The organism is Sphingobacterium sp. ML3W (genome assembly GCF_029542085.1).
In the GTDB taxonomy this organism is placed as follows: Bacteria; Bacteroidota; Bacteroidia; order Sphingobacteriales; family Sphingobacteriaceae; genus Sphingobacterium.
The window spans coordinates 1,406,052-1,430,832 of the sequence record NZ_CP107036.1 but is presented as its reverse complement, the minus strand read 5'-3'; the positions used below and the strand labels follow the sequence as shown (position 1 = coordinate 1,430,832).

Below are 24,781 nucleotides of genomic sequence, written 5' to 3'. Positions count from 1 at the left end.
TAGGATAATTTACTTTCTATCTTGATGTATGTCAAGACTTTTTAGCCTTGACAAGGTTTCTGGACGAATTTTAAGATAGGACGCTATTAAATGCTGGGGGAAATCTTGTTCGATATTTTTCCGATAAGCAATGAGTTCTAAATAGCGTTCTTTCGCTTTGAGTTTGACCAGGGAGGTTTCTTTAAAGCATTTATTAATAAACAATTGATCTGAAATACGCTTAAATAGGACAGCCCACTCTTGTTCTTTCATCAATGTATTATACATTTCTTTATCCAAGGCGTAGACGATCGCATCTGAATAGGCTTTTATATATGCTGGCGATAGAATATCCCCAAGGAAACTCCGATAAGAAGTAATAATGCTGTTTTGCGTATATAACTCATTAACGATGAAATTGAGGTCTGCGTCTTCAAAATAGGAATAGAACGTACCACTTTCAACGATGCCAATATAATTGCATACTTCGTTTTCTTTCACAAAGAAATCACCTTTTTTAAAGGATAATTTCTTCCCAACACGCTTAATCAAATCAATATTTATATCTGTGAGCATCCTATCAAACAATATTTAAAGATTTACATTTTTAGCTTTTTATAGAAAAACCCGTTTAATTAAGGTGAAATCTATAATTCACCGTTCTAAGGTACGAAATAGTAATAGCAAAGATCGACAACTGTCGCTGACGAAGTTTATAACCCTGTTAAATTTGAATACGCTAATCTGTTTTACTTTGTTTTTTTTAACGGAAAGGTTTACCTAAATTAATAATCTGTTTAAACACTTGTTATATACTTGTGCACGGTTGAAAAGCACAGACAAGTCAAAATTGAAAGACGGACAGACAGACAGACAGACAGATCAGGGTAAGTCGCTGACAATTCCCGTGATTTAAGTAAAATGGCCAACTCCGGCAATCCATACCAAATTCAATTAGGGGTAAGATATAGTTTTTAAGCAATAACAGAACATGAACAGTTCAAGAAGAGATTTTATTAAAAAGTCGGCGCTCCTTTCGGGAAGTGCCGCTTTGGTAGGTTTGCTACCATCGACAATCCAAAGAGCATTGGCAATCAATCCCGCATCGGGCAGTACATTCTATGATGCCGAACATATCGTTTTCCTGATGCAGGAAAATCGTTCATTTGATCATCTATACGGTTGTTTGAAAGGCGTACGTGGTTTTAACGATCCCCGTACGATCATACAGCCCAATGGAAATAGTGTATGGGCTCAGTCTAACGCCGAAGGGAAGACCTTTATACCGTTTCGGCTCAATGTAAAGGACTCAAAGGCCCCGTGGATGGGTTCCACCCCACATGGCTGGGCTGATCAGACCGATGCTCGAAATGGTGGGAAATATGACCGCTGGCTGAATGTCAAAAAGCCCTACAACAAAGCATATACCGATGTACCCCTGACGCTGGGTTATTGTGACCGCTCTGATTTCCCGTTTTACTATTCTTTGGCCGATGCATTTACCGTCTGTGATCAGCATTTTTGTTCGAGCATTACGGGAACACATCCCAATAGATGGTATTGGATGACAGGCACGGTGCGCGAGCAAAATAATCCCAGGGCGAAAGCACATCTCTGGAATATCAGCGATTACAACAAGCCTACGCTCGACTGGAAGACATTTCCGGAACGATTGGAAGAACACGGTATCGGCTGGCGGATTTATCAAAATGAGCTCACGATAGGATCGGGCATCAGTGGTGAGGAAAGCAATTGGCTTGGGAATTTTGGTACCAATGTGATGGAATACTTCAAAGCATACAATGTGCGGTTGCATCCCGGCAATGTGGCTAATCTCCAGCAGCGAAAAAAAGCTGTACAACAGGAGATTGATCGTATCGGACCAGATCCTGTAAGTCAATCCGACAAGCAGAGATTGGTGGCAGCACAAAAGGTGATGCGCATGATTGACGAAAGTATCGGTATTTACACCAAAGAAGCCTATGATAAATTACCGCGTCATGAAAAGTCACTCAATGACAGAGCCTTTACGACTAATCATAACGACGCAGATTATCATGCTTTAACGACGATATCGTATCAGGATGGAGACATAGACCGGCAGTTGCAGGTGCCAAAAGGGGATGTGCTCCATCAGTTCCGTCAGGATGTGGAAAATAACAAACTGCCGACGGTCTCCTGGTTAATGACGCCGGCAAATTTTTCGGATCATCCCGGAAGACCTTGGTTTGGCTCCTGGTATGTCAATGAAGTTATGGAGATCTTGCTCAAAAATCCGGAGGTATGGAAAAAGACCATCTTCATTCTTACTTATGATGAGAACGATGGATTTTTTGACCATGTACCGCCCTATGCGACACCCAATCCTTATAGCGAAGGGGCTGGTAAAGTCTCTTCCAATATCGACGGAAAGATGGAATGGGTGACTAAAGATCAACAGACCAATCCATCTGCCATGGAAGACCGTATCCGGGAGAGTTCCATTGGGCTGGGTTATCGTGTCCCATTGGTTATAGCATCGCCGTGGACTAGGGGCGGATTTGTGAATTCAGAATTGTTTGACCACACTTCATCGCTTCGCTTTTTGGAGAACTTTTTGGCGAAGAAATTTGGAAAAAGCATTCGCGAAGAAAATATTACTCAATGGCGCCGCAGCATCTGTGGTGACCTTACATCCATCTTTAGACCTTTTCAGGCGGATCAGACAGAGACAGTGAAGGCGCTCGAAAAGGATGCTTTTATGGTAGATGTCCATAAATCCCAATTTAAAGATATTCCTAAAAATTATCGTCCCCTGCGTGAATCGGAAATCGCTCAGGTGAATACCGCACCACAACAATTTTCACTCTTTCCTGAGCAGGAAAAAGGGATTAAACCTTCATGTCCGATACCGTATGAATTGTATTTAGATGGACATTACGATGTAAACAGTAAAGAATACCAACTTACCTTTACAGCAGGAAATAAGGTCCACAATGCCAAATCCAATGGTTCACCATTTTTGGTCTATGCCGCCGCGCCTTATGATCAGGAGACATTACGCACTTGGGAATATGCAGTTTCTGCCGGAGATTCCCTACGTGATAACTGGCATTTAAGCTCGTTTAAGGATGGCCATTATCATCTAAAAGGATATGCGCCAAATGGGTTCTATCGAGAATTTCGTGGTAGCGACAGGCATCCGGAGGTCTCGGTCAAGTGTGTATATGAACAGGCGAAAAATAAGGATCAATTGACAGGAAATCTAGTTGCTAAATTGAATAACCGGAGTGCTGCCGCTAAAAAAATGCTGCTCAAAGACCTGGGGTATCAGCAACAGTTAGGGCCAGTGACTTTAGCTCCGGGCGAAGAAAAGTCGATTGTGATCGATCTTCAATCAAGTTTTGGCTGGTATGACCTGCAGCTTGAGGCGGAGGGATATCCGACTTGGTCAGAGCGTTTTGCTGGCCATGTGGAGACCGGAAAGATCTCTAAGACGGACCCTTTAATGGGTGGCCTTTATACCGTATAGGCTGTATAATCATCTCCACAAATGATTGATGTGGAGATGATTATTTTATAATGTTGAAGGATATGTTTAAGTTGCGAAAGAGAGGTCAATTAAACAATTGTCTGAACGCTAACGGCGAAACATTGGTCTTTTTCTTAAACAGTTTGTTGAATGATTGTGGATGTTCAAAACCGAGCTTGTAGGCAATTTCTGCCACTGAGAGACTTGTGGCCGTGAGTTTTTCCTTGGCTTCTTCAATCAACTTGTCGTGGATGTGCTGTTGTGTGTTTTTACCGGTCACTGACCGTAGTAAATCGCTTAGATAACGTGCTGAAACGTGGAGGTTTTCTGCTAAATACTCTACCGTCGGAAGCCCTTGTTTTAAAGTTTCTTCGCTATCGAAATACGCATCCAGCAATTTTTCCAATTGTGTCAGCAGCGCATTGTTAACAGCTTTTCGTGTGATGAACTGACGCTCGTAAAACCGGTTGCTGTATTGCAATAGCATATCAATTTGTGACAAAATAATTCCTTGGGTATGTTTGTCGATATGTTGGTATTCTTTTTCGATTTTAAGGAAAATTTCTACAATGTCTTTTTCTTCCCGTTCGGACAGATGTAATGCTTCATTAAGCGCATACGAAAAGAAGTTATAATTTTTTATTGCGGTTGCAAGGGGGTGCGTATACAAAAAATCAGGATGAAACATAAGCATGTAACCTTTTCCGCATTCGATATTCATTTTTCTGATTTCAGCAATCGTTAACGATTGAATCTGTTTGGGCGCAATAAAGTTCATGGTTCCTTTGTCGAAATCGTAATATTGTTGTCCGTACTTTATTTTTGCGGTAACATCTTTTTTGAGGGAAATGCTATAGAAATTGACGCAGAACTGTTCCCAAATGCTGCTTTCATCAGGTTTTATTCCAGCGACATCAATTACACTGATGAGCGGATGTAATGGGGCGGGCAACGACAATTGCTTATGAAATTCGGATATGGAGTTGATACTATGCATCCTGTTTTTGTTTTACAAATTTACAAAAAACAACTGCCCGCAAAGACAGTTGCCGATTTAAAAATTAGGCCTCAAATTGTTTTGCGATTTCTTGCCTGAACGCTTCTTTTCCGATTGTCAAACGTCTATCATATAGCGCATTTGCATCTTCGCCTGCCAAATAGCGTATTTGATCTTTATTGTCCGTTGCGGCTTCGTGCACCACCTGCGCAATTTGCTCTGCCGTGGAAGCATTTTGCATCATCAGATCCATTTGTTCAAACAGTTTGTTTTCGATGTCTTCATAGTCGGAAGATCGATTCATATCCAATGAACGACCTGCAAAATCTGTCGCAATTCCTCCCGGAGCAACGGTTTTGATCGCTATCCCAAATTTTTTCAATTCAAAGGACATACTTTCGCTCCAGCCCTCCAAAGCGAATTTTGTCGCATGATACATCGAATGTAGCGGGAATCCCATAAAACCACCAATTGATGTGGTCGAGATAAATAAGCCACTTTGCTGTGCTCTAAAATGTGGAATGAATGCTTGTGTAACGCGCAATACGCCCAACAGATTGGTGTTGATTTGACGAAGTATTTTTTCGTCGCTCAAGGTTTCAAACGCGCCCATCAATCCATAACCTGCATTATTGAAAACGACATCAATTTTGGCCAAAGAGATTGCTTTTTCAACAGTTTCTTTGATCTGTGCAGGATCGGTTACATCTAATTTTAATAGCGTAACGTTTTCGATTTCACTAAGCTCGGTTTCATTTTCGGGATTTCGCATTGTTGCGATAACATCCCAACCCGCTTGTTGAAATAGTTTGGCAGTTGCTTTTCCCAACCCGGAAGAAGCTCCTGTAATGAAAATTGTCTTTCTCATAGTGTTATTATCTGATTCAATAACACAAAAGTCTAAAGAAGGCAGAGGTTATCTGTTGCCAAATTGAGCTTGATTGTAGCCAAAATGACGGACACTATTTTTATTCAATAGTCGTTAAGTGGTAATTGCCTGATGTGCGCTTTATCAGAAAAACCGCAGATGTCCACGAATGATAATTTAGTTCCTGCGAATTGTAATTTGTTTAATTTTCTATTGGTTTTGCAGCTAAATTTGATCTGTAACTAAACGTTGAATCATGAGTAGAATTGTCCATTTATTATTCTTTTTAGCTCTGGTCAATATCTGTTCCGCACAAACATGGATTGATATTGACCTGGAAGAAACGGAATATGTTGATGCTACTGACAAAACCTGTATAAAGAAAACTGGCGAGCCGTTAAACGGTAGATATGCGATAAAATTTAACCGTTACCAAACCAACTACGAGTCATTTATAGATGGTCTTAAAAATGGCGAGGCCAAAGTTTTTAGAAATAGGAAGTTGGCAGAAAAAGGTTTATATAAAAACAACCTAAAAGAAGGCGAATGGATTTACTATACCGAGGATGGGGCCATCCGCAAACGGATTTTTTTTAAAAATGGTAAAATAAAACCTATTAGCGATCTCCGGTTTTTCCCGGATTAGTTTTCGGGAAACCAGCTTGGTAAATAGCGCAAAAATGACATAATTTTTTCCTTGTAAATGGCTGTATTCAATTTAAAATAAAAAGCGCCTTTCTTGGAATTTTCTTTGTCCTTTTCTTCCAATTTGATAATGAGATCGGAGGAAAGCAGCTTGCGGCTAAAATTGCGTTTATCAAATTCGATATTATATACTCCCTCGTATAAGGCTGCAATCTGGGGAATGGTAAATTTCTCTGGCAATAATTCAAACAGAATAGGATAGAGCGCTGCTTTCATCCGCAGTCGCTGCTGTGCCGAAGCAATCATCTGGTCGTGATCAAATATTAAAGTCGGATAGTTTTGCAATGGAAACCATTGTGCCTCATATTCCTCGCTTAAAATATGTGTGTATTTTTGCGTATCTATCAGCGCAAAATAACAGATACTGACAACCCGGCTATTGGGCTCACGTTTTGGATCACCAAAGACACTGCATTGCTCCATGTATACATTTTCAAGTCCCGTCAGTTTATTTAATACCCTGCTGGCAGCTAGTTCAGGACTTTCGTCCGGTTGAACAAAACCTCCCATCAAACTCCATTTGTTCCGCTCCGGCTCAAAATCGCGTTTTATCAATAATACCTGCAGGGATTCGCCATTAAATCCAAATATAATACAGTCTACCGCTAAAAGGATTGCTGAGTCTTCTCTATAATATTCCATTATCTATTGTTTTGTCTCTCTTTTGACTTGATCTATTTTTTTTGATAAACCTAAATAGCTGAACAAATGTACGGTACAATGCGCTCTGCCGTTTTAGACATCTGTAATTACCCTATACCTATCACCCTTGGATTTATCTTATTTCGATGAGATGAAGATAGTTCAATTTTTTAAATATGAAAATTTTCTTTCATATTTAAAAAAATAAATGTTAATTTGACACTAATTATTTTTAGGCCAATTATCCAGCTGGACAAACACCAAAAAGTAAGCTTTAAATCGAATTATAGATTATAAACCAAATTCAGTTAAAATGAGTAAATCATATGTCATCGGGGTGGATTACGGGAGCGATTCTGTTCGTTCAGTCTTGGTTGATGCAAGTTGTGGGGCGGAGATTTCGTCTTCCGTATTTTATTATCCGCGTTGGAAAAGGGGTGAGTTTTGCGATGCTGCGCTCAGCCAGTTTAGACAGCACCCCCTGGATTACATCGAGGGCCTGGAAGCTACTGTAAAAGATTGTTTACAAAAATCCGGGATACAAAATATGGGGGAGCTGGTGAAAGCAATTTCGGTGGACACTACGGGTTCCACACCGGTTGCTGTGAATGAAGCGGGTGTGCCGCTGGCATTACTGCCGGAGTTCAAGGACAATCCCAATGCTATGTTCATCCTCTGGAAAGATCATACCGCGGTCAAGGAGGCCAAAGAGATCAATCGGTACAACCAAGGCTACGCTGTTGATTACCTGAAATACGTAGGGGGCGTTTATTCTTCGGAGTGGTTCTGGGCCAAATTGCTCCATATCGTTAGAGTAGATATGCAGGTGCGCCAAGCAACATTTAGCTGGGTGGAACACTGTGATTATATTCCTTTTTTGCTTACTGGTGGCAAACAGGCTAGCGCGATCAAGCGAAGCGTTTGCGCTGCTGGGCACAAGTCGCTATGGGCTGCTGAGTTTGGTGGCCTGCCCCCCAATGAATTCTTCGCCGGTATTGACCCCTTGTTGGGCGGCTTTGTTGATCGCTTGTTTTCCGAAACCTATACTTCGGATAGGCCGGCGGGTCACCTTTCCCCAGAATGGGCAGAGCGTTTAGGTCTTTCTACCTCCGTTGTCGTTGGTGTGGGTGCATTCGATTGCCACATGGGTGCCGTAGGTGGGCAGATTGAACCTTATTATCTGAGCAAAGTCATGGGAACATCCACCTGCGATATGCTGGTTGCTCCAAAAGAAGATGTAGAGGGTGTATTGGTAAAGGGTATCTGTGGTCAGGTGGACGGTTCCATTATCCCCGGAATGATAGGCATGGAGGCTGGCCAGTCTGCTTTTGGAGATGCCTATGCCTGGTTAAAGCAGTTGCTCTTATGGCCAACATACAATCTGATACCTGAACTGGAGGGGCTTAGCGATACGATGCGTGAAAACATGCTGGCGACACTGGAGGAAAAATTGTTGTTGCGATTAAGTGAAAAGGCGAACAAATTGCCGCTAACTGCGGATTCGGAAGTGGCGGTGGACTGGCTCAATGGCCGTAGGACTCCGGATGCGGATCAGTCGCTCAAAGCGGCAATCATGGGATTGCAGCTCGGTACCGATGCTCCGGCGATCTTCAGGGCGATTGCCGAGGCGACCTGCTTTGGCGCCAAAGCGATCGTGGAGCGCTTTGTGGATCAGGGGATCCCCATAAAGGGTCTGATCGGGCTTGGTGGCGTCGCCAAAAAATCGCCTTTTATCATGCAGATGATGGCCAATGTAATGAATATGCCGATTCGTATCCATAAAAGCGAGCAGACCTGTGCACTTGGTGCGGCCATGTTTGCGGCCACCGCTGCTGGATTATATGATCGGGTAGAGGATGCCATGAAAGCTATGGGGCAGGGCTTTGAATGCACATACGAACCGCAGGAAAATTGGGTGCCCCGCTATGCCGAACGTTATGAAAAATACAAAGCCCTCGGTGCTTTTGTAGAAAGTAGTGTATCACTGCCTGTTACTGTTTAACCACAAAATGAGTAGTATGTATAATTCAATTAAAGAAGAGGCTTATCGCTGCAATATGCAGCTGCCGCAGTTGGGACTCGTGCTTTTTACATTCGGCAATGTGAGTGTTGTCGACCGTCAGCAGGGTGTTTTTGCGATTAAACCCAGTGGTGTGCCCTACGAAGAATTGTCTCCCGATCTGATGGTGGTGGTGGACTTTGACGGTAGGGTAATCGAAGGCGAGCTTAGGCCTTCCTCGGATACAAAGACACATGCGGTACTGTATAAACATTGGCCGGATATCGGCGGCATCACCCATACCCATTCTACATATGCCACTGCTTGGGCGCAAAGCCAAAGGGATATACCCATTTTCGGAACGACGCATGCCGACCACCTAACATCGGATATTCCCTGCGCGCCGCCGATGGATGATGAGATGATCGCTGGCAACTATGAGCATGAGACGGGCTTTCAGATCATCAATCACTTCAATCAGCAGCAACTGGATTATAGGGAGGTGGAAATGATCCTTGTCGGAAATCATGCACCATTTGCCTGGGGTAAGGATGGAATGAAGTCGGTCTACAACAGCGCCGTATTGGAACAGGTGGCCAAAATGGCCTGGCTGACCGAGCAGATTAACCCCAATGCTGGACGGTTGAAGCCGGCTTTGATCAAAAAACATTACGAGCGCAAGCACGGTACAAATGCCTACTATGGCCAGTAGCCTGCTGCTTGACAAAATCTATAACGAAACTAATATTGAAAAATGAATATCAATTTAAAAGAACTCGAGGTCTGGTTTGTCGTTGGCAGCCAGGATCTATACGGTGAAGAAACATTGAAACAGGTCGCAGCACATGCGGAAGAAATTGCACATTATCTGAATGCCCAGACCCTGATTCCAGTAACGGTGAAGTATAAACCGATCGTAAAAAATACGGATGAAATCTATGCGACGCTAACGGCTGCAAATAGCACCGCAAATTGTATCGGTATCATCACCTGGATGCATACATTTTCCCCGGCGAAAATGTGGATACGGGGTTTAAAGGCATTGCAAAAGCCGTTGCTACATCTCCATACACAGTACAACCGCGACATTCCATGGAGTGGCATTGATATGGATTTTATGAATTTAAATCAGAGTGCACATGGTGACCGTGAATTTGGACATATCGTCAGCCGCCTCAAAATAGGACGGAAAGTCGTCACAGGGCATTGGCAGGATACCGAAGTGCTCCAGCGGATCAATGTCTGGTGCCGGGCGGCAGCGGGTTGGCATGATTGGCAGGGAGCCAAATTTGCACGCTTCGGAGATAATATGCGCTACGTCGCGGTGACGGATGGCGACAAGGTTGAAGCCGAAACACAATTTGGTTTTTCGGTCAATACCTATGCCGTCGGCGATCTGGTCGAGGTTATCAACGCCAGCACGGCCGATGAAATCAATGCTTTGCTGGCGGAGTATGAGGCCAATTATGAACTGGCGGATAATGTGAAGGCGGGTGCTGAATTCCATGATAATCTGGTCGAAGCGGCTAAGATTGAGGTGGGGCTGCGGAAGTTTTTGAAACAGGGAAACTTTAAGGGCTTTACGGATACGTTTGAGGATCTGCACGGGATGGTTCAGCTGCCGGGACTGGCGGTACAGCGCCTGATGGCTGAAGGTTACGGTTTTGCAGGTGAAGGGGACTGGAAGACGCCGGCATTGGTCAGGGCATGTAAGGTGATGGGAGCGGGTTTGGCTGGAACCACCGCCTTTATGGAGGATTACACCTATCATTTTGACCCGCAGGATGCCATGGTGTTGGGATCGCACATGCTGGAGGTAGACCCTGCACTGGCTGTCGGAAAACCACGTATTGAGGTTCACCCATTGGGGATCGGTGGCAAAGCAGATCCTGCACGGCTGGTTTTCAATGGCCAATCTGGCGATGCATTGAATGCCTCGCTTGTGGATATGGGAACACATTTCCGTTTGATCGTCAATAAGGTATTGGGTGTTGAGGTGCAGGCCGAACTGCCAAATCTTCCCGTTGCACGTGTGCTGTGGAAGCCTCTTCCGGATATGAAGACGGGCTGCAGTGCCTGGATCCTTGCCGGTGGAGCGCATCATACGGCTTATAGCTTATGCTTAACACCGGAATACCTGCAAGATTTTGCCCGGATGGCCGGAATAGAGTATGTACTGATCGACGAGGATACCACGGTGGCCAAACTCGAAAATCAATTGAAATGGAATGACCTGTATTATTTACTTGGTAAATAATACAGACTAGTGACCTTCGGGTAGCTGAATGCTATCCGAAGGTCGCTTAGCAATACAACCAATTAGGGAAAATATGGAAAAATTTGCAATGGTAGACTACGTTATCTTCGTGGTTTACTTCTTCATTGTGGCGGGATATGGGTATTATATCTATCGTCAAAAAAACAATAGCTTAAGCAGTAGCAAGGATTATTTTTTGGCCGAAGGTTCATTGACCTGGTGGGCAATCGGTTCCTCCTTGATTGCATCGAATATTTCAGCGGAACAGTTTATTGGTATGAGTGGTAATGGATTTGAAGTGGGCATTGCTGTGGCGGCCTATGAATTGATCGCTGCAGTCGCACTCATCATTGTGGCGGTGTGGTTTATACCAGTGTATCTGAAAAACAAGATATTCACGATGCCTCAATTTTTAAATAATCGCTACAACGAGACGACCAGCTTGATCATGGCTATTTTCTGGCTGTTTTTATATGTATTTGTCAATCTCACATCGATTTTATATCTGGGTGCCATAGCAATTTCGAGCATGGCCGGTGGTGGGGACAGTTTCCATACCATCACCGTTGCCCTCGCCGTATTTGCTGTCATCATTACGCTTGGCGGAATGCGTGTTATTGGCTTTACCGATGTCATCCAGGTGGTGGTATTGATTGTCGGTGGTATCGCGACGACTTATGTCGCGCTGACCCTGGTGAGCGAGCATTTTGGATTGGGTAAGGATGTGCTTGCTGGATTTAATAAGCTGATGGAAGACGCTCCGGATCATTTTAACCTGTTTGTGGACAAACCGGGAGCCGGGGCCAGTCAGGAGGAAATCAATAAGTATCTGATGCTGCCGGGAGTAGGAATGTACTTGGCAGGGATATGGATCGTCAACCTCAATTACTGGGGCTGCAATCAGTATATCACGCAACGGGCCTTGGGTGCCGATCTAAAGACCGCGCGCACGGGAATCCTTTTCGCGGGTTTTCTCAAGCTGTTCATGCCCATCATTGTGATGCTCCCAGGGATTGCCGCTTATGTCCTCTATAAAAATGGGGCCTTGCAGCAGGAGATGGCTCCCGGCGGTGTATTCCATGCAGATAATGCGTATTCAGCGATATTGGGCTACCTGCCCAATGGAATGAAGGGGCTTGCCCTGGCCGCCCTTACAGCAGCCATTGTAGCTGGATTGGCGGGAAAGGCAAACAGCATCGCAACGATCTTTACCCTCGACATCTATAAGAAATACATCCGCAAGGATGCCAGCGAAACAAAGATGGTGTGGGTGGGCAAAATCACGATCGTTGTTTCGATTTTACTTTCGGTATTATTTACCTGGAATGACAGCCTGGGAATAGGGGGCGCCGGTGGATTTACATTTATCCAAAAGTACACGGGATTTATCAGTCCCGGCGTTTTCGCGATGTTTTTACTGGGGATGTTCTGGAAAAGAACGACTGGTGCAGCGGCGATCACCGGCCTGATCTTGGGTTTCGCCCTGTCGGTATTTTTTAATGAGTTCGCAACGAAGGTATTTGGTCCCGAAACATGGATCTATACGGCTTACCCAAATAAAGCGGGCATTTATGAGATCCCTTTCCAGATCTGTATGGGACTGGCATTTGCCTTTACCATGTTGGCCATGATCGGCGTCAGTTTATTCGGCCCGAAAATCAATCCAAAAGCATTTGCCTTGGATCGGTCAATGTTTAAAGTGGAGCCATCGGTACTTGCGCTGATCGTGGTAACGCTACTGATGGTAACCGCAATTTATGTTCGTTTTTGGTAGGATAAGGTATACTGTTGAATAATTAACCCATTTATACATCTTCTCCTGGGTTGACGAGGAGAAAATCCATCGGAAAGATGGAATAAAGACCTGAATAATTGATGAAAGATAAAATGATTATTGGCTTGCTAGCCTGCGCTTTATTAACCTACGGGTGCCAATCCAATACAACAAAAAATAATCCGCAGCATGCTGGGCTAGATACCGCCGCAAGCCCTGCTTTTGATAGCCGGATAGATGGAAAGGATGTCCGTTTATTCCTCTTGAAAAACAATAAACTAGCCCTGACGCTAACAAATTATGGCGCACGTTTGGTTAGTCTTAGCGTTCCCGAAAAGAATGGAGAAATGACTGACGTGATTTTGGGTTACGATTCGGCGAAAGAATATAAGGACAACGCGGATAATTTTTACGGCGCGATAGTCGGGCGTTATGGTAACCGTATCGGTAAAGCTACTTTTACACTGAACGGTACGTCTTATTCGCTGGAAAAAAATGATGGTGAGCAATCTCTTCACGGTGGCACCAATGGGGTATACAACAAAGTGTGGGATGTGGTCAGCAATACCGATACTTCAATTACCTTAGCGTATACATCTCCAGATCAGGAGGCTGGATATCCAGGGACGGTCAAGATGCAAGTCACTTATACACTGGAAGAAAACGGTGGTCTGGACATCGCCTATCAGGCAACGACGGATAAAGAAACTGTTTTAAATCTGACCAATCACGCTTATTTTAACCTCAATGGTGCCGGTGATCCTTCTATATTGGATCATGAGCTGCAGATTGATGCTAAAGCGATCACTGAAGTGGACAACACGCTGATTCCAACAGGAAAAAGCTTGCCTGTGTCAGGTACGGCATTTGATTTTACAAAACCACGGCTCGTGGGTGCCCATATTGAAGATGAGAACGCGCAGCTGAAGATCGGAAAGGGCTATGACCATAATTTTGAGCTCGATAAGAAAACGGGCTTTGAGAAAGTTGCCAGTGTGTACGCTCCTAAAACGGGTATTCAAATGGAGATTTTCACGACCGAACCGGGGCTTCAGTTCTACAGCGGCAATTTTATGGCGGCGGATGATCCGAAGGGAAAAGCTGGAAAAAGCTATCCTTTCCGCTCGGCTTTCTGCCTCGAAACGCAGCATTTTCCGGATGCGCCAAACCACCCCAATTTCGCATCAACGGTATTAAAACCCGGCGAAAAGTATAGTTCGAAAACAGCATATCGTTTTACGGTGAAATAATATTCTCTTTATGATGAAACTAAATTTAAAACTAGGAATTGCTTTTATGCTGATCAGTGGAGTGATCCATGGGCAGAGTAGCATGAAGCTGGAACGTTCGGCGCAGGAATTCACGATCAGCAGACATATTTACGGCCATTTTGCCGAACACCTGGGACGCTGTATTTACGATGGATTTTATGTGGGGGAAAAGAATGATTCGATTCCGCATGCCAATGGCGTACGGACGGATGTCATCCAGGCCCTCAAGAACCTGAATATCCCCAACTTGCGTTGGCCCGGTGGCTGTTTTGCGGATACGTACCATTGGAAAGATGGAATCGGTCCTAAGGCGCAGCGTCCTACCATGGTGAATAATTGGTGGGGTGGCGTGACCGAGGACAATTCATTTGGCACCCATGATTTTCTGAACATGTGCGAGCTGCTCGGGGCTGAACCGTATCTGGCCGGAAATGTGGGCAGCGGCGAGGTGCAGGAGCTTGCCGACTGGGTGCAATATGTAAATTTTGCTGGCAAAAGTCCCATGTCGGACTGGCGGCGCAAGAATGGGCGCCAAGAACCCTGGAAGGTGAAATTCTGGGGGGTAGGAAATGAATCATGGGGCTGCGGTGGTAATATGACCGTGGATTACTATACGGATATCTACCGCAAGTATGCCACCTTTATGTCGGACTGGACCAATGGCGGCGGTTTGTACCGAATTGCCTCGGGTGCAAACAGTGCGGATTATAACTGGACGGAAACGCTCCTTAAAAATATTCCCGGTAGCTTGATGAAAGGGATGGGGCTGCATCATTATGCGGTGATCAATTGGGACAAAAAAGGTTCAGCAACAGATTTTTCGGAAGCGGAATATTTTAAAACCATGAAGTCCGCCTGGTTTATGAATGAACTGGTCGAGAAGAATATGGCCATCATGGACAAATATGATCCCAAAGGAAATATTGATCTGATCGTGGATGAATGGGGTGGCTGGTATGAAGTCGAACCGGGGACAAATCCGGGCTTTCTGTATCAACAAAATACCATGCGCGATGCCATGATTGCAGGAATGACCCTCAATATTTTCAATAATCACGCCCGACGTGTGAAAATGGCAAACCTCGCTCAAGCGGTCAATGTATTGCAGGCTGTGATCTTGACAGAAGGTAAAAGCATGGTGCTGACACCGACTTATCATGTCATGGAGATGTATAAGGTGCATCAGGATGCGAAATTGATCCCGATTACATTGCAATCGACAGATTTTGAATTTAACGACGAGAAAATTCCGGCGGTATCTGCGTCGGCATCACAGGATGCACAAGGGCGCGTACATATTTCCCTCGTGAATATTGATCCTAAAAAAGCAAACCGGATTCGTGTGGACCTGGGCGAACTAAAAGCTTCGAAAGTCACCGGAAGAATCTTGCACGCAGACAAGCTGCAGGATTACAACTCATTCAAGGTGCCAACAAAAATTGTACCCACGGCCTATAACAAGGCGAAGGTTCAAAATGGGCTTGTAGATATAGAGATCCCGGCATTTTCCGTGATTGTATTGGAGCTTAATTAAAATTGCAATGAATCAAATGAAACGGATGAAAAAAAAGATTTCAATGTTGCTCTTGGTAACGGGCCTGGCGGCTTCGGCAAGCGCACAGTTGCCGGTTGAATTGAATATACAACTGGATAAACCCAACGGCAAGATATCACCGCATATGTGGGGTGTGTTTTTTGAAGATATCAACCTGGGGGCGGATGGTGGGATCTATGCCGAGCTGGTCAAAAATAGATCCTTTGAATTTGACAACCCCTGGATGGGCTGGATAAAACTGGAACATGCTTCTACTGAGGGGGCTTACCTCTTGCTTAATGATCAGCAACGCAAAGGCAATAAGCGGTATATAAGATTAACGAATAGTGCTGCCAGCAAGCTGGGTTTACAAAATGAAGGCTTTCGGGGCATGGGCATCAAGGCGGGTGCTACGTATGAATTCAGTCTGCAGCATAGAAGCAATAGCTCCACCATGAATATCCATGTGGCATTGCTGGACGAAGGCGACCAGCTGATCGCTGAAGCGCAAAGGCCCTTGCATGCGACAGCAGCATGGACCGAGACTGCACTGAGACTGCAGGCTACGGCCACGACGGGTAAAGCAAAACTGAAGATATGGTTTACGGGTGAGGGGACGGTAGATGTCGATATGCTATCGCTATTTCCACTCGATACCTGGAAGGGGCGGCCGAAGGGACTGCGTAAAGATATGGTACAGATGCTAGCGGATATGAAGCCTGGGTTTATCCGCTTCCCCGGCGGCTGTATTGTCGAGGGAAGGGATCTGGCCAACAGGTTCCAGTGGAAAAAAACCGTGGGTCCAATTGATGAACGCGAATTGATCATCAATCGCTGGAACACGGAATTTAGCCACCGTTTGACGCCGGACTATTTTCAGACATTTGGACTTGGATTTTATGAGTATTTCTTATTGGCTGAAGATATTGGTGCGGCCCCGGTTCCGATTCTCAATTGCGGCATGGCCTGTCAGTTCAACAGTGGCGAACTGGTGCCGATGGACCAACTCGACGAATATGTACAGGATGCGCTGGATCTGATTGAATTTGCAAATGGATCAACAGCGACCAAATGGGGTAAACTACGTGCGGATATGGGCCATCCCCAACCGTTTAAGCTCAAGATGATCGGTGTAGGCAACGAAAACTGGGGTCCTCAATATATTGAACGGCTAGCAGTCTTCAAGAAAGCGTTAAATGCAAAGCATCCCGAAATCGCGATTATAGCAAGTTCAGGGACGGATCCTGAAGGTGAGCGTTTTGAATTTCTTGACGACAAGCTGCGGGCGATGAATATTGACATCATCGATGAACATTACTACCGACCACCATCCTGGTTCCTGTCCAGTGCCAGCCGTTATGACAATTATGATCGCAAGGGTGCTAAGATTTTCGCAGGTGAATATGCCTCACATACCACAAGACCCAATGGTCCCGGAAAAAGCACCTGGGAGGCTGCGCTTTCCGAAGCGGCATTTATGACTGGCCTTGAACGCAACGGCGATGTTGTTGAGATGGCATCTTATGCGCCCTTATTCGGACATGTGGATGGCTGGCAATGGTCACCGGATTTGATCTGGGTGGATAATCTTCAGGTTTACGGAACACCTAGCTATCAGGTGCAGAAATTATATTCTACGCATAAAGGTTCGGATATTATTTCGGTCAATAGGGATGGCCAGCCGGTTGCCGGAAGGGATAGTTTGTACGCTTCTGCGGTATACGACCAAAATACAAAGGAACTGCTGATCAAAATAATCAATTACAATAGCAAGCCGATGCCTTTGCGTTTTGCCATTGCGACCGACAGAAAATTTGCACAGGTTGCCCAGAAAATCAGCCTCGCCAGCAAGGATCTGAATGTCAGCAACAGCATAGAGGAGCCACTGAATATACAGCCAAAGCAAACAGATATTAGGTTTAAGGGCAAGACACTTACAGATAGTCTCGCTCCATATTCATTTACCCTGATTAAACTTCAAACCAAATAGTAGCTAGTTTATAAACCCATGAAAGATATTGTTACTCTGCTTATTCCCTTGCTGGTGGCTGCGACAATAACAGCCACCGCGCAAACTGCTACGACTGAATCCTTGCCTGTCGGGAAAAAACTGGAACCGGGGGAGAGGTATCACTTTGTGGCGCAGGGAAACCCCATCATCAAGCATCATTATACCGCTGATCCCGCGGCGCTGGTCAAAGGTGATACACTGTGGCTTTTTGCAGGGCATGACTTGGCGGGTGGGCAGAAAGGCTATAAGATGAAAGATTGGTTGGTATACTCAACTACGGATATGAAAAATTGGGTTGAATACCCTGTACCCATGAAAATTTCGGATTTCGCCTGGGCCAAAAGTGGCGATGCTTTTGCTGGGCATGCCGTGGAGCGTAACGGTAAATATTACTGGTACATCAGTACCAATTGGTCGGGCATCGGCGTTGCTATGGCCGACCGGCCTGAAGGACCTTACCGGGATGCACTGGGGAAACCGCTCCTGACCAACAAGGATTGTTTTGCCTCCACCCATGCCTGGGCCTGCATTGATCCCGCAGTACATATAGACAATGACGGGCAGGCCTGGATATTCTGGGGCAATCGCGAATGTTATTATGCCAAACTGAAAGATAATATGCTGGAAATTGACGGAGAGGTCAAACAGCTTAAGTTCGATGGCTTAGAATTTACCGAAGCGCCTTGGCTGCATCAATATCAAGGTAAATACTACCTGAGTTATGCAACGGGATTCCCCGAGAAAATTGCTTATGCCATGGCTGACCATATCGCAGGACCATATACCTACAAAGGCCTGTTAAACGAGATTGCCGGAAATAGCAATACGAACCACCAGGCCATTGTCAACTTTAAGGATCAATGGTATTTTATCTACCATAATGGGGGCATCAATACGGATGGAGGGAGCTATAGCCGATCGATCTGTATTGACACCCTGGAATATCGTGCCGATGGTACCATAAAACGGATCAATATGACAAGCGAAGGACCTTTTAATGAAATGGATTGATGATGTGTATGAAATATAAGATGTATTTATTGACCGTAAAAAAACGAATCGCTCTTGGCGCATTGTTAATGCTACTGTTTTCAGGCTTGCGTGCACAAGAACTACGGGTAGCCGGACCGGACGGAAAATTGGAGGTCAACTTATCGTTAGTGGAGGGCAAGCTTTATTATCGCGTGAACCTGGCAGGGCAGGAGATGTTAGAACGATCGCCTTTGGGCTTGCGGGGCGACAAGGTGGATCTTGCCAGTAATCTGCATTTGCTGGCCTCGGACAGCCGGGCAATTGACCAAACCTATGAGGAACCTAAAATCAAACGTAGGCTAGTACATTATCAGGCAAATGAACTGCTGTGTACATTGGAGAATAACTTAAAACAGCGGCTTGTAGTGATTTTTAGGGTCAGCAATAATGATATTGCATTCCGCTATGGTATTCCGCAGGAGGGTGAGCCTGCAAATTTTCGGGTCGAGGAAGAAATGAGCGGCTTTAAATTTCCCGCTTCAACCACCACCTTTCTGACCGCGCAGGCTACACCGATGATCGGCTGGAAGAAAACAAAACCGAGCTATGAAGAAGCTTATGTACCGGATCAGGCGATGGGCGTACCTTCGCAATATGGCGTTGGTTACACTTTTCCGGCGCTGTTTCATGTCGGTTCCCGGGGTTGGGTACTACTTTCGGAAACTGGATCGAATGGCAGTTACTGTGGCACCAAGCTCAGCGAAGGCACAAAATCGGGTTTTTATAAAATTGCCTTTCCCGAGCAAGGTGAAAATAATGGCATTGGCGACCGGGGGCCAACGCTGGTGCTACCGGGCTTTACACCATGGCGCACAATCACTGTGGGCAATACGTTAAAACCTATTGTGGAAACCACGGTTCCTTTTGATGTGGTCGAACCACAGTACGCCGCAAGTAAGCCTTATACCTTTGGACGCGCCACCTGGAGCTGGCTGGAGTGGCAGGACGGAAGTATCAATTTCGAAGATCAGAAGAAATTTATCGACCTTTCCGCTGCTTTGGGTTACGAATTTGTCCTGGTGGACAATTGGTGGGACAAGCAGATCGGGCACCATAAAATCGAAGAGCTTGTGGCCTATGGCCAAAAGAAAGCGGTGGGGCTCTGCCTTTGGTACAACTCCAACGGGTATTGGAACGACGCACCACAGACGCCTAAAAATCGGATGAATACGGCCATCGCGCGTAAAAAGGAAATGGCCTGGATGCAGTCCATTGGAATCAAGGGAATAAAAGTCGATTTTTTTGGTGGTGACAAACAGCAAACATTGCAGCTGTATGAAGATATTCTTGCTGATGCAAATGAGTATGGGCTGACCGTGATCTTCCATGGATGTACCTTGCCCCGTGGTTGGGAACGCATGTATCCTAACTTCGTGGGAAGTGAAGCGGTATTGGCCTCTGAGAACCTCATCTTTACACAGGATGCCAACGATAACGAAGCTTTCAATGCGACTTTGCACCCCTTTATACGCAATGCTGTAGGGGCAATGGATTTTGGCCCTGTGCTGCTCAACAAACGGCATAATCGTGAAAACAATGGCGGGACAATCCGTAAGACTACGGAAACATTTCAGCTGGCAACGGCGGTGTTGTTCCAGACTCCGGTACAAAATTTTGGGTTGACACCCAACAATCTACTGGATATGCCCACGCATGTCATAGACTTTATGAAGCAGGTTCCCACTGTTTGGGATGAGACGCGGTTTGTGGATGGTTATCCCGGAAAATATGTGGTGCTGGCGAGACGCAAAAAAGAGCAGTGGTATATCGCTGCAGTGAATGCCGAAGGGAAGGAAAAGACTATTGAGGTGGCTCTGCCGATGCTTTCTGAAAAAGTTGTGCAATACATCGGGGATAATAAGTCGCGCGGGTCGGAGCAGAAAACGATACGCCTAAGTCGCGAGAAAACAGTCAGATTGACCTTACAATCGGGCGGTGGGGCCTTATTGTACGGAAAATAGTTTTTTATTTCTCTTTTTTTTGCCTTTTTTTGTTGTCCCATGAAGAAATTGTTGATAGTTCTCATCTTAATATGGCAATGCCTAACAGTATCTGGACAAGTGAATCGGACTCATTTTTTTTCGCTGCCCGAAGGTCTGACAAACCAGCAGGTGCTGGATATTGTACATGACGACGAGGGCTTCATGTGGGTTGCGACAGAACTTGGATTAAACCGATTTGCTGGCAAGTCATTCAAGCCTTACTATGCTTCTAAAAAGAAAGATGGGCACACCGTCAATAGCAACGAGATCAATACGCTGCTCCATGACAATAAGAAGCTGTATATCGGCACACGCGCTGATGGTCTGAATGTCCTTGATTTAACGACAAATAAATTCAGCTATTATGTGCACGATCCGGCTGATCCAAAATCCATTGCTACAAATGATATTACGGATATGATCCGTGCCGGGGATGGCGGTCTATGGCTAGCGACTTATCATCAGGGGATTCAGCATTTCGATCCGGTCAGAAAAGAATTTCAACACTTCAATAGAAGCAACTTACCGGGTTTACCGGAAAACAGTATATGGTCCTTGGCCGAAGACCGGAAAGGAATGCTCTATGTGGGCCATGTCAAAGAAGGAATGACGATCTTGGATCCGGTACGCCGATCTTTAAAACATTTGACTTACCAAAATTCCGGAGCTGAATTGCCTGATAACGAGGTTAAAGTTTTGTTTTGTGATCAATATGAGAATATTTGGATCGGCACCCGGAAAGGGCTTGCCGTCTACCATACCTCGAGTGGTCAGCTAAAGCATATATCTTTGTCTGCGTCGTCAAAAAATGGAAATGAACCCTTTATTTATGCAATTAAAGAATTTGGGGGCAAGCTTTGGATAGGAGCAGAATCGTCTCAGCTTTTTGTAATACAACCGGACTATGGATATGACAAAAGGGTCGAAGGAGTCAGGCAAATACAGCTTTTTGACCTGGGAAAGGGAAATAATTCAATGGTCCAGCATATTACACCGGACAAATTTGGGAATGTCTGGCTCGCGCTATATGGCGGTGGTGTGGGGGTGATCAGCCATATCAAACCTTTTTTTAATGTTTTCCCGACAAAAGCTTTATTGGCGGATCAGCTAGCAACAGTGAGCAATATTATTGTCCGAAGTGCAGACGCAGTCTGGTTGACGACCGAAGGCTCCGGAATCGTAGAGATGGGCAAAAATGGCAGATTACTCAAATGGATGACACAAAAGAACGGCAGTCCTGATGATTTTATATTGGCTGCATTTAAGGATCATAACCAGCATGTCTGGTTAGGTTTACGAAAAGGCGGTGTTGCAGTTTGCTATGCCGGATCCACAACATGGCATACGATAGATCTTGGAGAGCCAGTGTCGGAGGTTCGCGCGATTTATGAAGATCGCCGTGGTGCCATCTGGATTGCTGCATACCAAGGCCTGTTTATCTATGACCCGCAAAATCATAGTGTACAAAAATTACTGATCAACGATCCGATGCTGGGAGACTATGCTCCTCGAGCGCTTGTCGAGGACGGGCAGGATAATATGTGGGTAGGAACCTATGGACAGGGGCTCTATGTGTATAATGGTAATCGACAGCTGATTCGGAAAATGGATAGCGGCAATGGATTGCGCAATAATACCGTCAATCATTTGCTATGTGATAAAAATAATAATATCTGGATTGCGACAAATCAGGGAATAGCTTTGCAGGAAGCGCAACGAGGAATTGGTGAATTAACAATTTTAATGCCTCCGGGAGACGATGCCTGGCTGTTTGTCAATGGCCTTTCGGAAGATCAAAATGGGCATATCTGGTGTTCGACCAAGTCGGGAATGCTACGCTTTTTACCCAAGGAAAAACGCTTTTTGCAATACGATCAGTCATTCGGCCTGCCACTGGGAGGTTTTATAAATGGAAGTGTAGGGCGGGATCTGGCAGGACGCCTGTATTTCGGGATGCAAGACGGCATATGTTATTTTGATCCGAATGAAATCCCCTCTAAACTACCAAAATCTCCGATTCGGCTGAGCCGATTTATTGTTTTCCGCTCCGGCGAATCGAATGCACAGGAAGACAAATATCTTACATCATCCGATGAGATCAGGCTTGATCATAACGAGAATAGCTTTCGTATTGAGCTTGCGGTCATGGACTATGCGCTAGATGGATTGGTCGAGTTTGGATATCGGCTTCAGGGGCTTAATAACGACTGGATTTTTCTGGGCAACGAAACTAATCTTGATTTTCGGAATGTCCCCTATGGAGATCATGAACTGTTGATTCGCACACGCATGAAAAATGGGCAATGGTCTCAGTCCTTTAAACGTTTACTGATTAAGATCAAACCACCTTTTTATCTGAGTCTGCCCGCAAAGGTTACTTATTTTCTGATCTTTTTGCTGGTCATTTATACCCTTATTTTCTTTTACGTCAAAAGAATAAAGGCCGAGTCCGAACTGAGACTCAAAGAGCGACAGCACCTTCAGGATGAACAGTTGCATAGCGAGCGCATGAATTTCTATACCCATATCACGCATGAACTGCGCACGCCGTTAACACTCATATTAGGGCCTCTCGACGATTTGTCTCACGATGAGCAATTATCTCCCAGAAACAAGGGATTAGTCCATACGATTCAAAAAAGTGCCAATAGGCTTTTTACATTGGTTAACCAGCTTCTGGAGTTCAGGAAGGTCGAATCGCAGTTTAAACCGCTTGTACTTGAAGCGGGGACCTTGAGTGATATGCTTACCGATATCGTGGATAAGTATCGAACCTTAAATAACAAACCAAACGTTGAGATATGTGCAAATTTGCCCGAAACAGATTACCGTACTTTATTTGATGCAGAGATCATACAGTTGATTGTAGATAATTTGCTTTCTAACGCCTATAAATATACCGATTCGGGCCATATTAGGCTGGGTCTTAAGTACGAACAATCAAATTTAACCCATTGGGCAGTATTATCCATTGAAGACACGGGGCGCGGGATTCCGGCGGACCAAATGGATCGAATTTTCGATAAGTTCTATCAGATTCCCGGCAGGGGAATCCACGGAACGGGCATAGGTCTGGCCCTGGTCAAAGAATTGACGGCTATCCATCACGGTAAGATCGAGATTAAAAGCATGGAAGGAGCGGGAACGACGGTATCAGTCCGGTTTTTAGCAAACAAAGTCGGCGTTGATAACCCAAAAATAGTGGAATTGATCGCGGAATCTGATCATATAGCTATGGACCTAAGTCGCCCATTGATCCTTTTGGTTGAAGATGATCCTGATTTACGCGCCTATCTGGGAGATACCTTATGCTCAAATTACGAAGTTTTGCTTGCTGAAAATGGAGCAGTTGGATTGGAAATTGCACAAAATAGGATACCCGATCTTCTAATAAGCGACATTATGATGCCCGATATGGATGGTTTTATGCTGGCTGAAAAATTGAAGGCTGAGCGTTCGACAAGCCATATACCATTAATCCTGTTGACGGCGAAAGATACGGATCTGGACAGGCAGCGGGGGTATGACCTCGGAGTAGATTCGTATCTCACAAAACCGATCGGTACAGCCTTATTGCTCAAACGTATTGATAACCTGTTGCGCAAACAGAAGGTCATGAACAATGCTATTTTACAGAAAATCAAATTGGATCAGCCAACGGATTTTGTAGAAGACCGGCAGACCGAAAAAGATGAGTTATGGCGTGAAAATGCATTTGTTCAGGATTTTGTGGCAATCGTAGAACAGCATATGCAAGATGAGGTATTAGATGCCACTACCCTGGCAGAAAAGATGAATATGAGCCAATCAACCTTATATCGTAAACTAAAAGGTATTACTGGGAAGAATATCAATCAACTGGTGCGTAAAATACGGATACATAAAGCCGCTGAGCTGTTACGTTCGGGAGCATACAATGTGACCGAAGTTTCTTTTATGGTCGGAATCAATAGCGCTATTTACTTTCGGCAATGCTTTAAAGAAGAGTTCGGACAGCTACCTTCGGAATATCAAAAGTCCGGAGCGAAGAGCTAAGGGGCGCATCATCTTACCTTCTTTCTGATGTTAATTACTGGACAAATATCTTGTGGGACCTTCGCGATATAAGCGATCGTGACCAGGGCTACCAGATGAGGTCATGAAACGAAAAACACACTGATTCTTGTTAAAAAGCCGCTTTTTGACCGAAAACTATATGGTATTTGACGGATTTGTATAC

General features: G+C 45.0%; 16 protein-coding genes. 12 read left to right on the top strand and 4 right to left on the bottom strand.

The features are described from left to right. Positions 1-9: 9 nt before the first annotated feature. Positions 10-555, bottom strand: a complete 546-nt coding sequence (locus OGI71_RS05995) for a Crp/Fnr family transcriptional regulator (protein WP_282254471.1) — start codon at positions 553-555, stop codon at positions 10-12. 415 nt (positions 556-970) lie between these two features. On the opposite strand from OGI71_RS05995, the gene OGI71_RS05990 reads away from it, so the two are divergent. After that, positions 971-3,490, top strand: coding sequence for a phospholipase C, phosphocholine-specific (locus OGI71_RS05990; RefSeq protein WP_282254470.1), 2,520 nt, complete (start codon positions 971-973; stop codon positions 3,488-3,490). 85 nt (positions 3,491-3,575) lie between these two features. On the opposite strand, the gene OGI71_RS05985 is transcribed toward OGI71_RS05990, so the two are convergent. Continuing rightward, positions 3,576-4,487, bottom strand: coding sequence for a response regulator transcription factor (locus OGI71_RS05985; protein ID WP_282254469.1), 912 nt, complete (start codon positions 4,485-4,487; stop codon positions 3,576-3,578). A 64-nt stretch (positions 4,488-4,551) separates the two neighbouring features. Next, positions 4,552-5,355 carry an SDR family oxidoreductase gene (locus tag OGI71_RS05980; protein ID WP_282254468.1) on the bottom strand — a complete coding sequence of 268 codons (804 nt, stop codon included), beginning with the start codon at positions 5,353-5,355 and terminating at the stop codon, positions 4,552-4,554. Positions 5,356-5,611: 256 nt separating this feature from the next. Between OGI71_RS05980 and OGI71_RS05975 the strand changes: the two genes are divergently transcribed. Further along, entirely contained in the window at positions 5,612-6,001 is a 390-nt protein-coding gene (locus OGI71_RS05975) for a hypothetical protein (RefSeq protein ID WP_282254467.1), read from the top strand. Here OGI71_RS05975 and OGI71_RS05970 read toward each other — a convergent pair. Next, the gene (locus tag OGI71_RS05970; RefSeq protein ID WP_282254466.1) at positions 5,998-6,702 is read right to left on the bottom strand and encodes an NUDIX domain-containing protein; all 705 of its coding nucleotides are present in this window, start codon (positions 6,700-6,702) and stop codon (positions 5,998-6,000) included. The genes OGI71_RS05975 and OGI71_RS05970 overlap by 4 nt on opposite strands. A gap of 313 nt (positions 6,703-7,015) precedes the next feature. Between OGI71_RS05970 and OGI71_RS05965 the strand changes: the two genes are divergently transcribed. The 10 genes from OGI71_RS05965 (at position 7,016) to OGI71_RS05920 (ending at position 24,597) form a co-directional block, all read left to right on the top strand. After that, positions 7,016-8,704 (top strand): ribulokinase, encoded by a 1,689-nt coding sequence (locus OGI71_RS05965; RefSeq protein ID WP_282254465.1) that lies wholly within the window; start codon positions 7,016-7,018, stop codon positions 8,702-8,704. Positions 8,705-8,711: 7 nt separating this feature from the next. Then, positions 8,712-9,413, top strand: coding sequence for an L-ribulose-5-phosphate 4-epimerase (locus OGI71_RS05960; protein ID WP_282254464.1), 702 nt, complete (start codon positions 8,712-8,714; stop codon positions 9,411-9,413). Between the two features lie 42 nt (positions 9,414-9,455). Next, positions 9,456-10,958: an L-arabinose isomerase gene (gene araA, locus OGI71_RS05955; RefSeq protein ID WP_282254463.1), complete on the top strand. Its 1,503-nt coding sequence runs from the start codon at positions 9,456-9,458 to the stop codon at positions 10,956-10,958. A gap of 88 nt (positions 10,959-11,046) precedes the next feature. Continuing rightward, a complete protein-coding gene (locus OGI71_RS05950; protein WP_282254462.1) occupies positions 11,047-12,732 on the top strand; it encodes a sodium/solute symporter in 1,686 nt (561 codons plus the stop codon). 101 nt (positions 12,733-12,833) lie between these two features. Further along, positions 12,834-13,982 (top strand): aldose epimerase family protein, encoded by a 1,149-nt coding sequence (locus tag OGI71_RS05945; protein ID WP_282254461.1) that lies wholly within the window; start codon positions 12,834-12,836, stop codon positions 13,980-13,982. 10 nt (positions 13,983-13,992) lie between these two features. Continuing rightward, a complete protein-coding gene (locus OGI71_RS05940; RefSeq protein WP_282254460.1) occupies positions 13,993-15,537 on the top strand; it encodes an alpha-L-arabinofuranosidase C-terminal domain-containing protein in 1,545 nt (514 codons plus the stop codon). Positions 15,538-15,562: 25 nt separating this feature from the next. Then, positions 15,563-17,527 carry an alpha-L-arabinofuranosidase C-terminal domain-containing protein gene (locus tag OGI71_RS05935; RefSeq protein WP_282254459.1) on the top strand — a complete coding sequence of 655 codons (1,965 nt, stop codon included), beginning with the start codon at positions 15,563-15,565 and terminating at the stop codon, positions 17,525-17,527. Between the two features lie 18 nt (positions 17,528-17,545). Beyond that, positions 17,546-18,559, top strand: a complete 1,014-nt coding sequence (locus tag OGI71_RS05930) for a glycoside hydrolase family 43 protein (protein WP_282254458.1) — start codon at positions 17,546-17,548, stop codon at positions 18,557-18,559. 8 nt (positions 18,560-18,567) lie between these two features. Further along, positions 18,568-20,541 carry a glycoside hydrolase family 97 protein gene (locus OGI71_RS05925; RefSeq protein WP_282254457.1) on the top strand — a complete coding sequence of 658 codons (1,974 nt, stop codon included), beginning with the start codon at positions 18,568-18,570 and terminating at the stop codon, positions 20,539-20,541. A 39-nt stretch (positions 20,542-20,580) separates the two neighbouring features. Further along, the gene (locus OGI71_RS05920) at positions 20,581-24,597 is read left to right on the top strand and encodes a hybrid sensor histidine kinase/response regulator transcription factor (RefSeq protein WP_282254456.1); all 4,017 of its coding nucleotides are present in this window, start codon (positions 20,581-20,583) and stop codon (positions 24,595-24,597) included. Positions 24,598-24,781 lie beyond the last annotated feature (184 nt).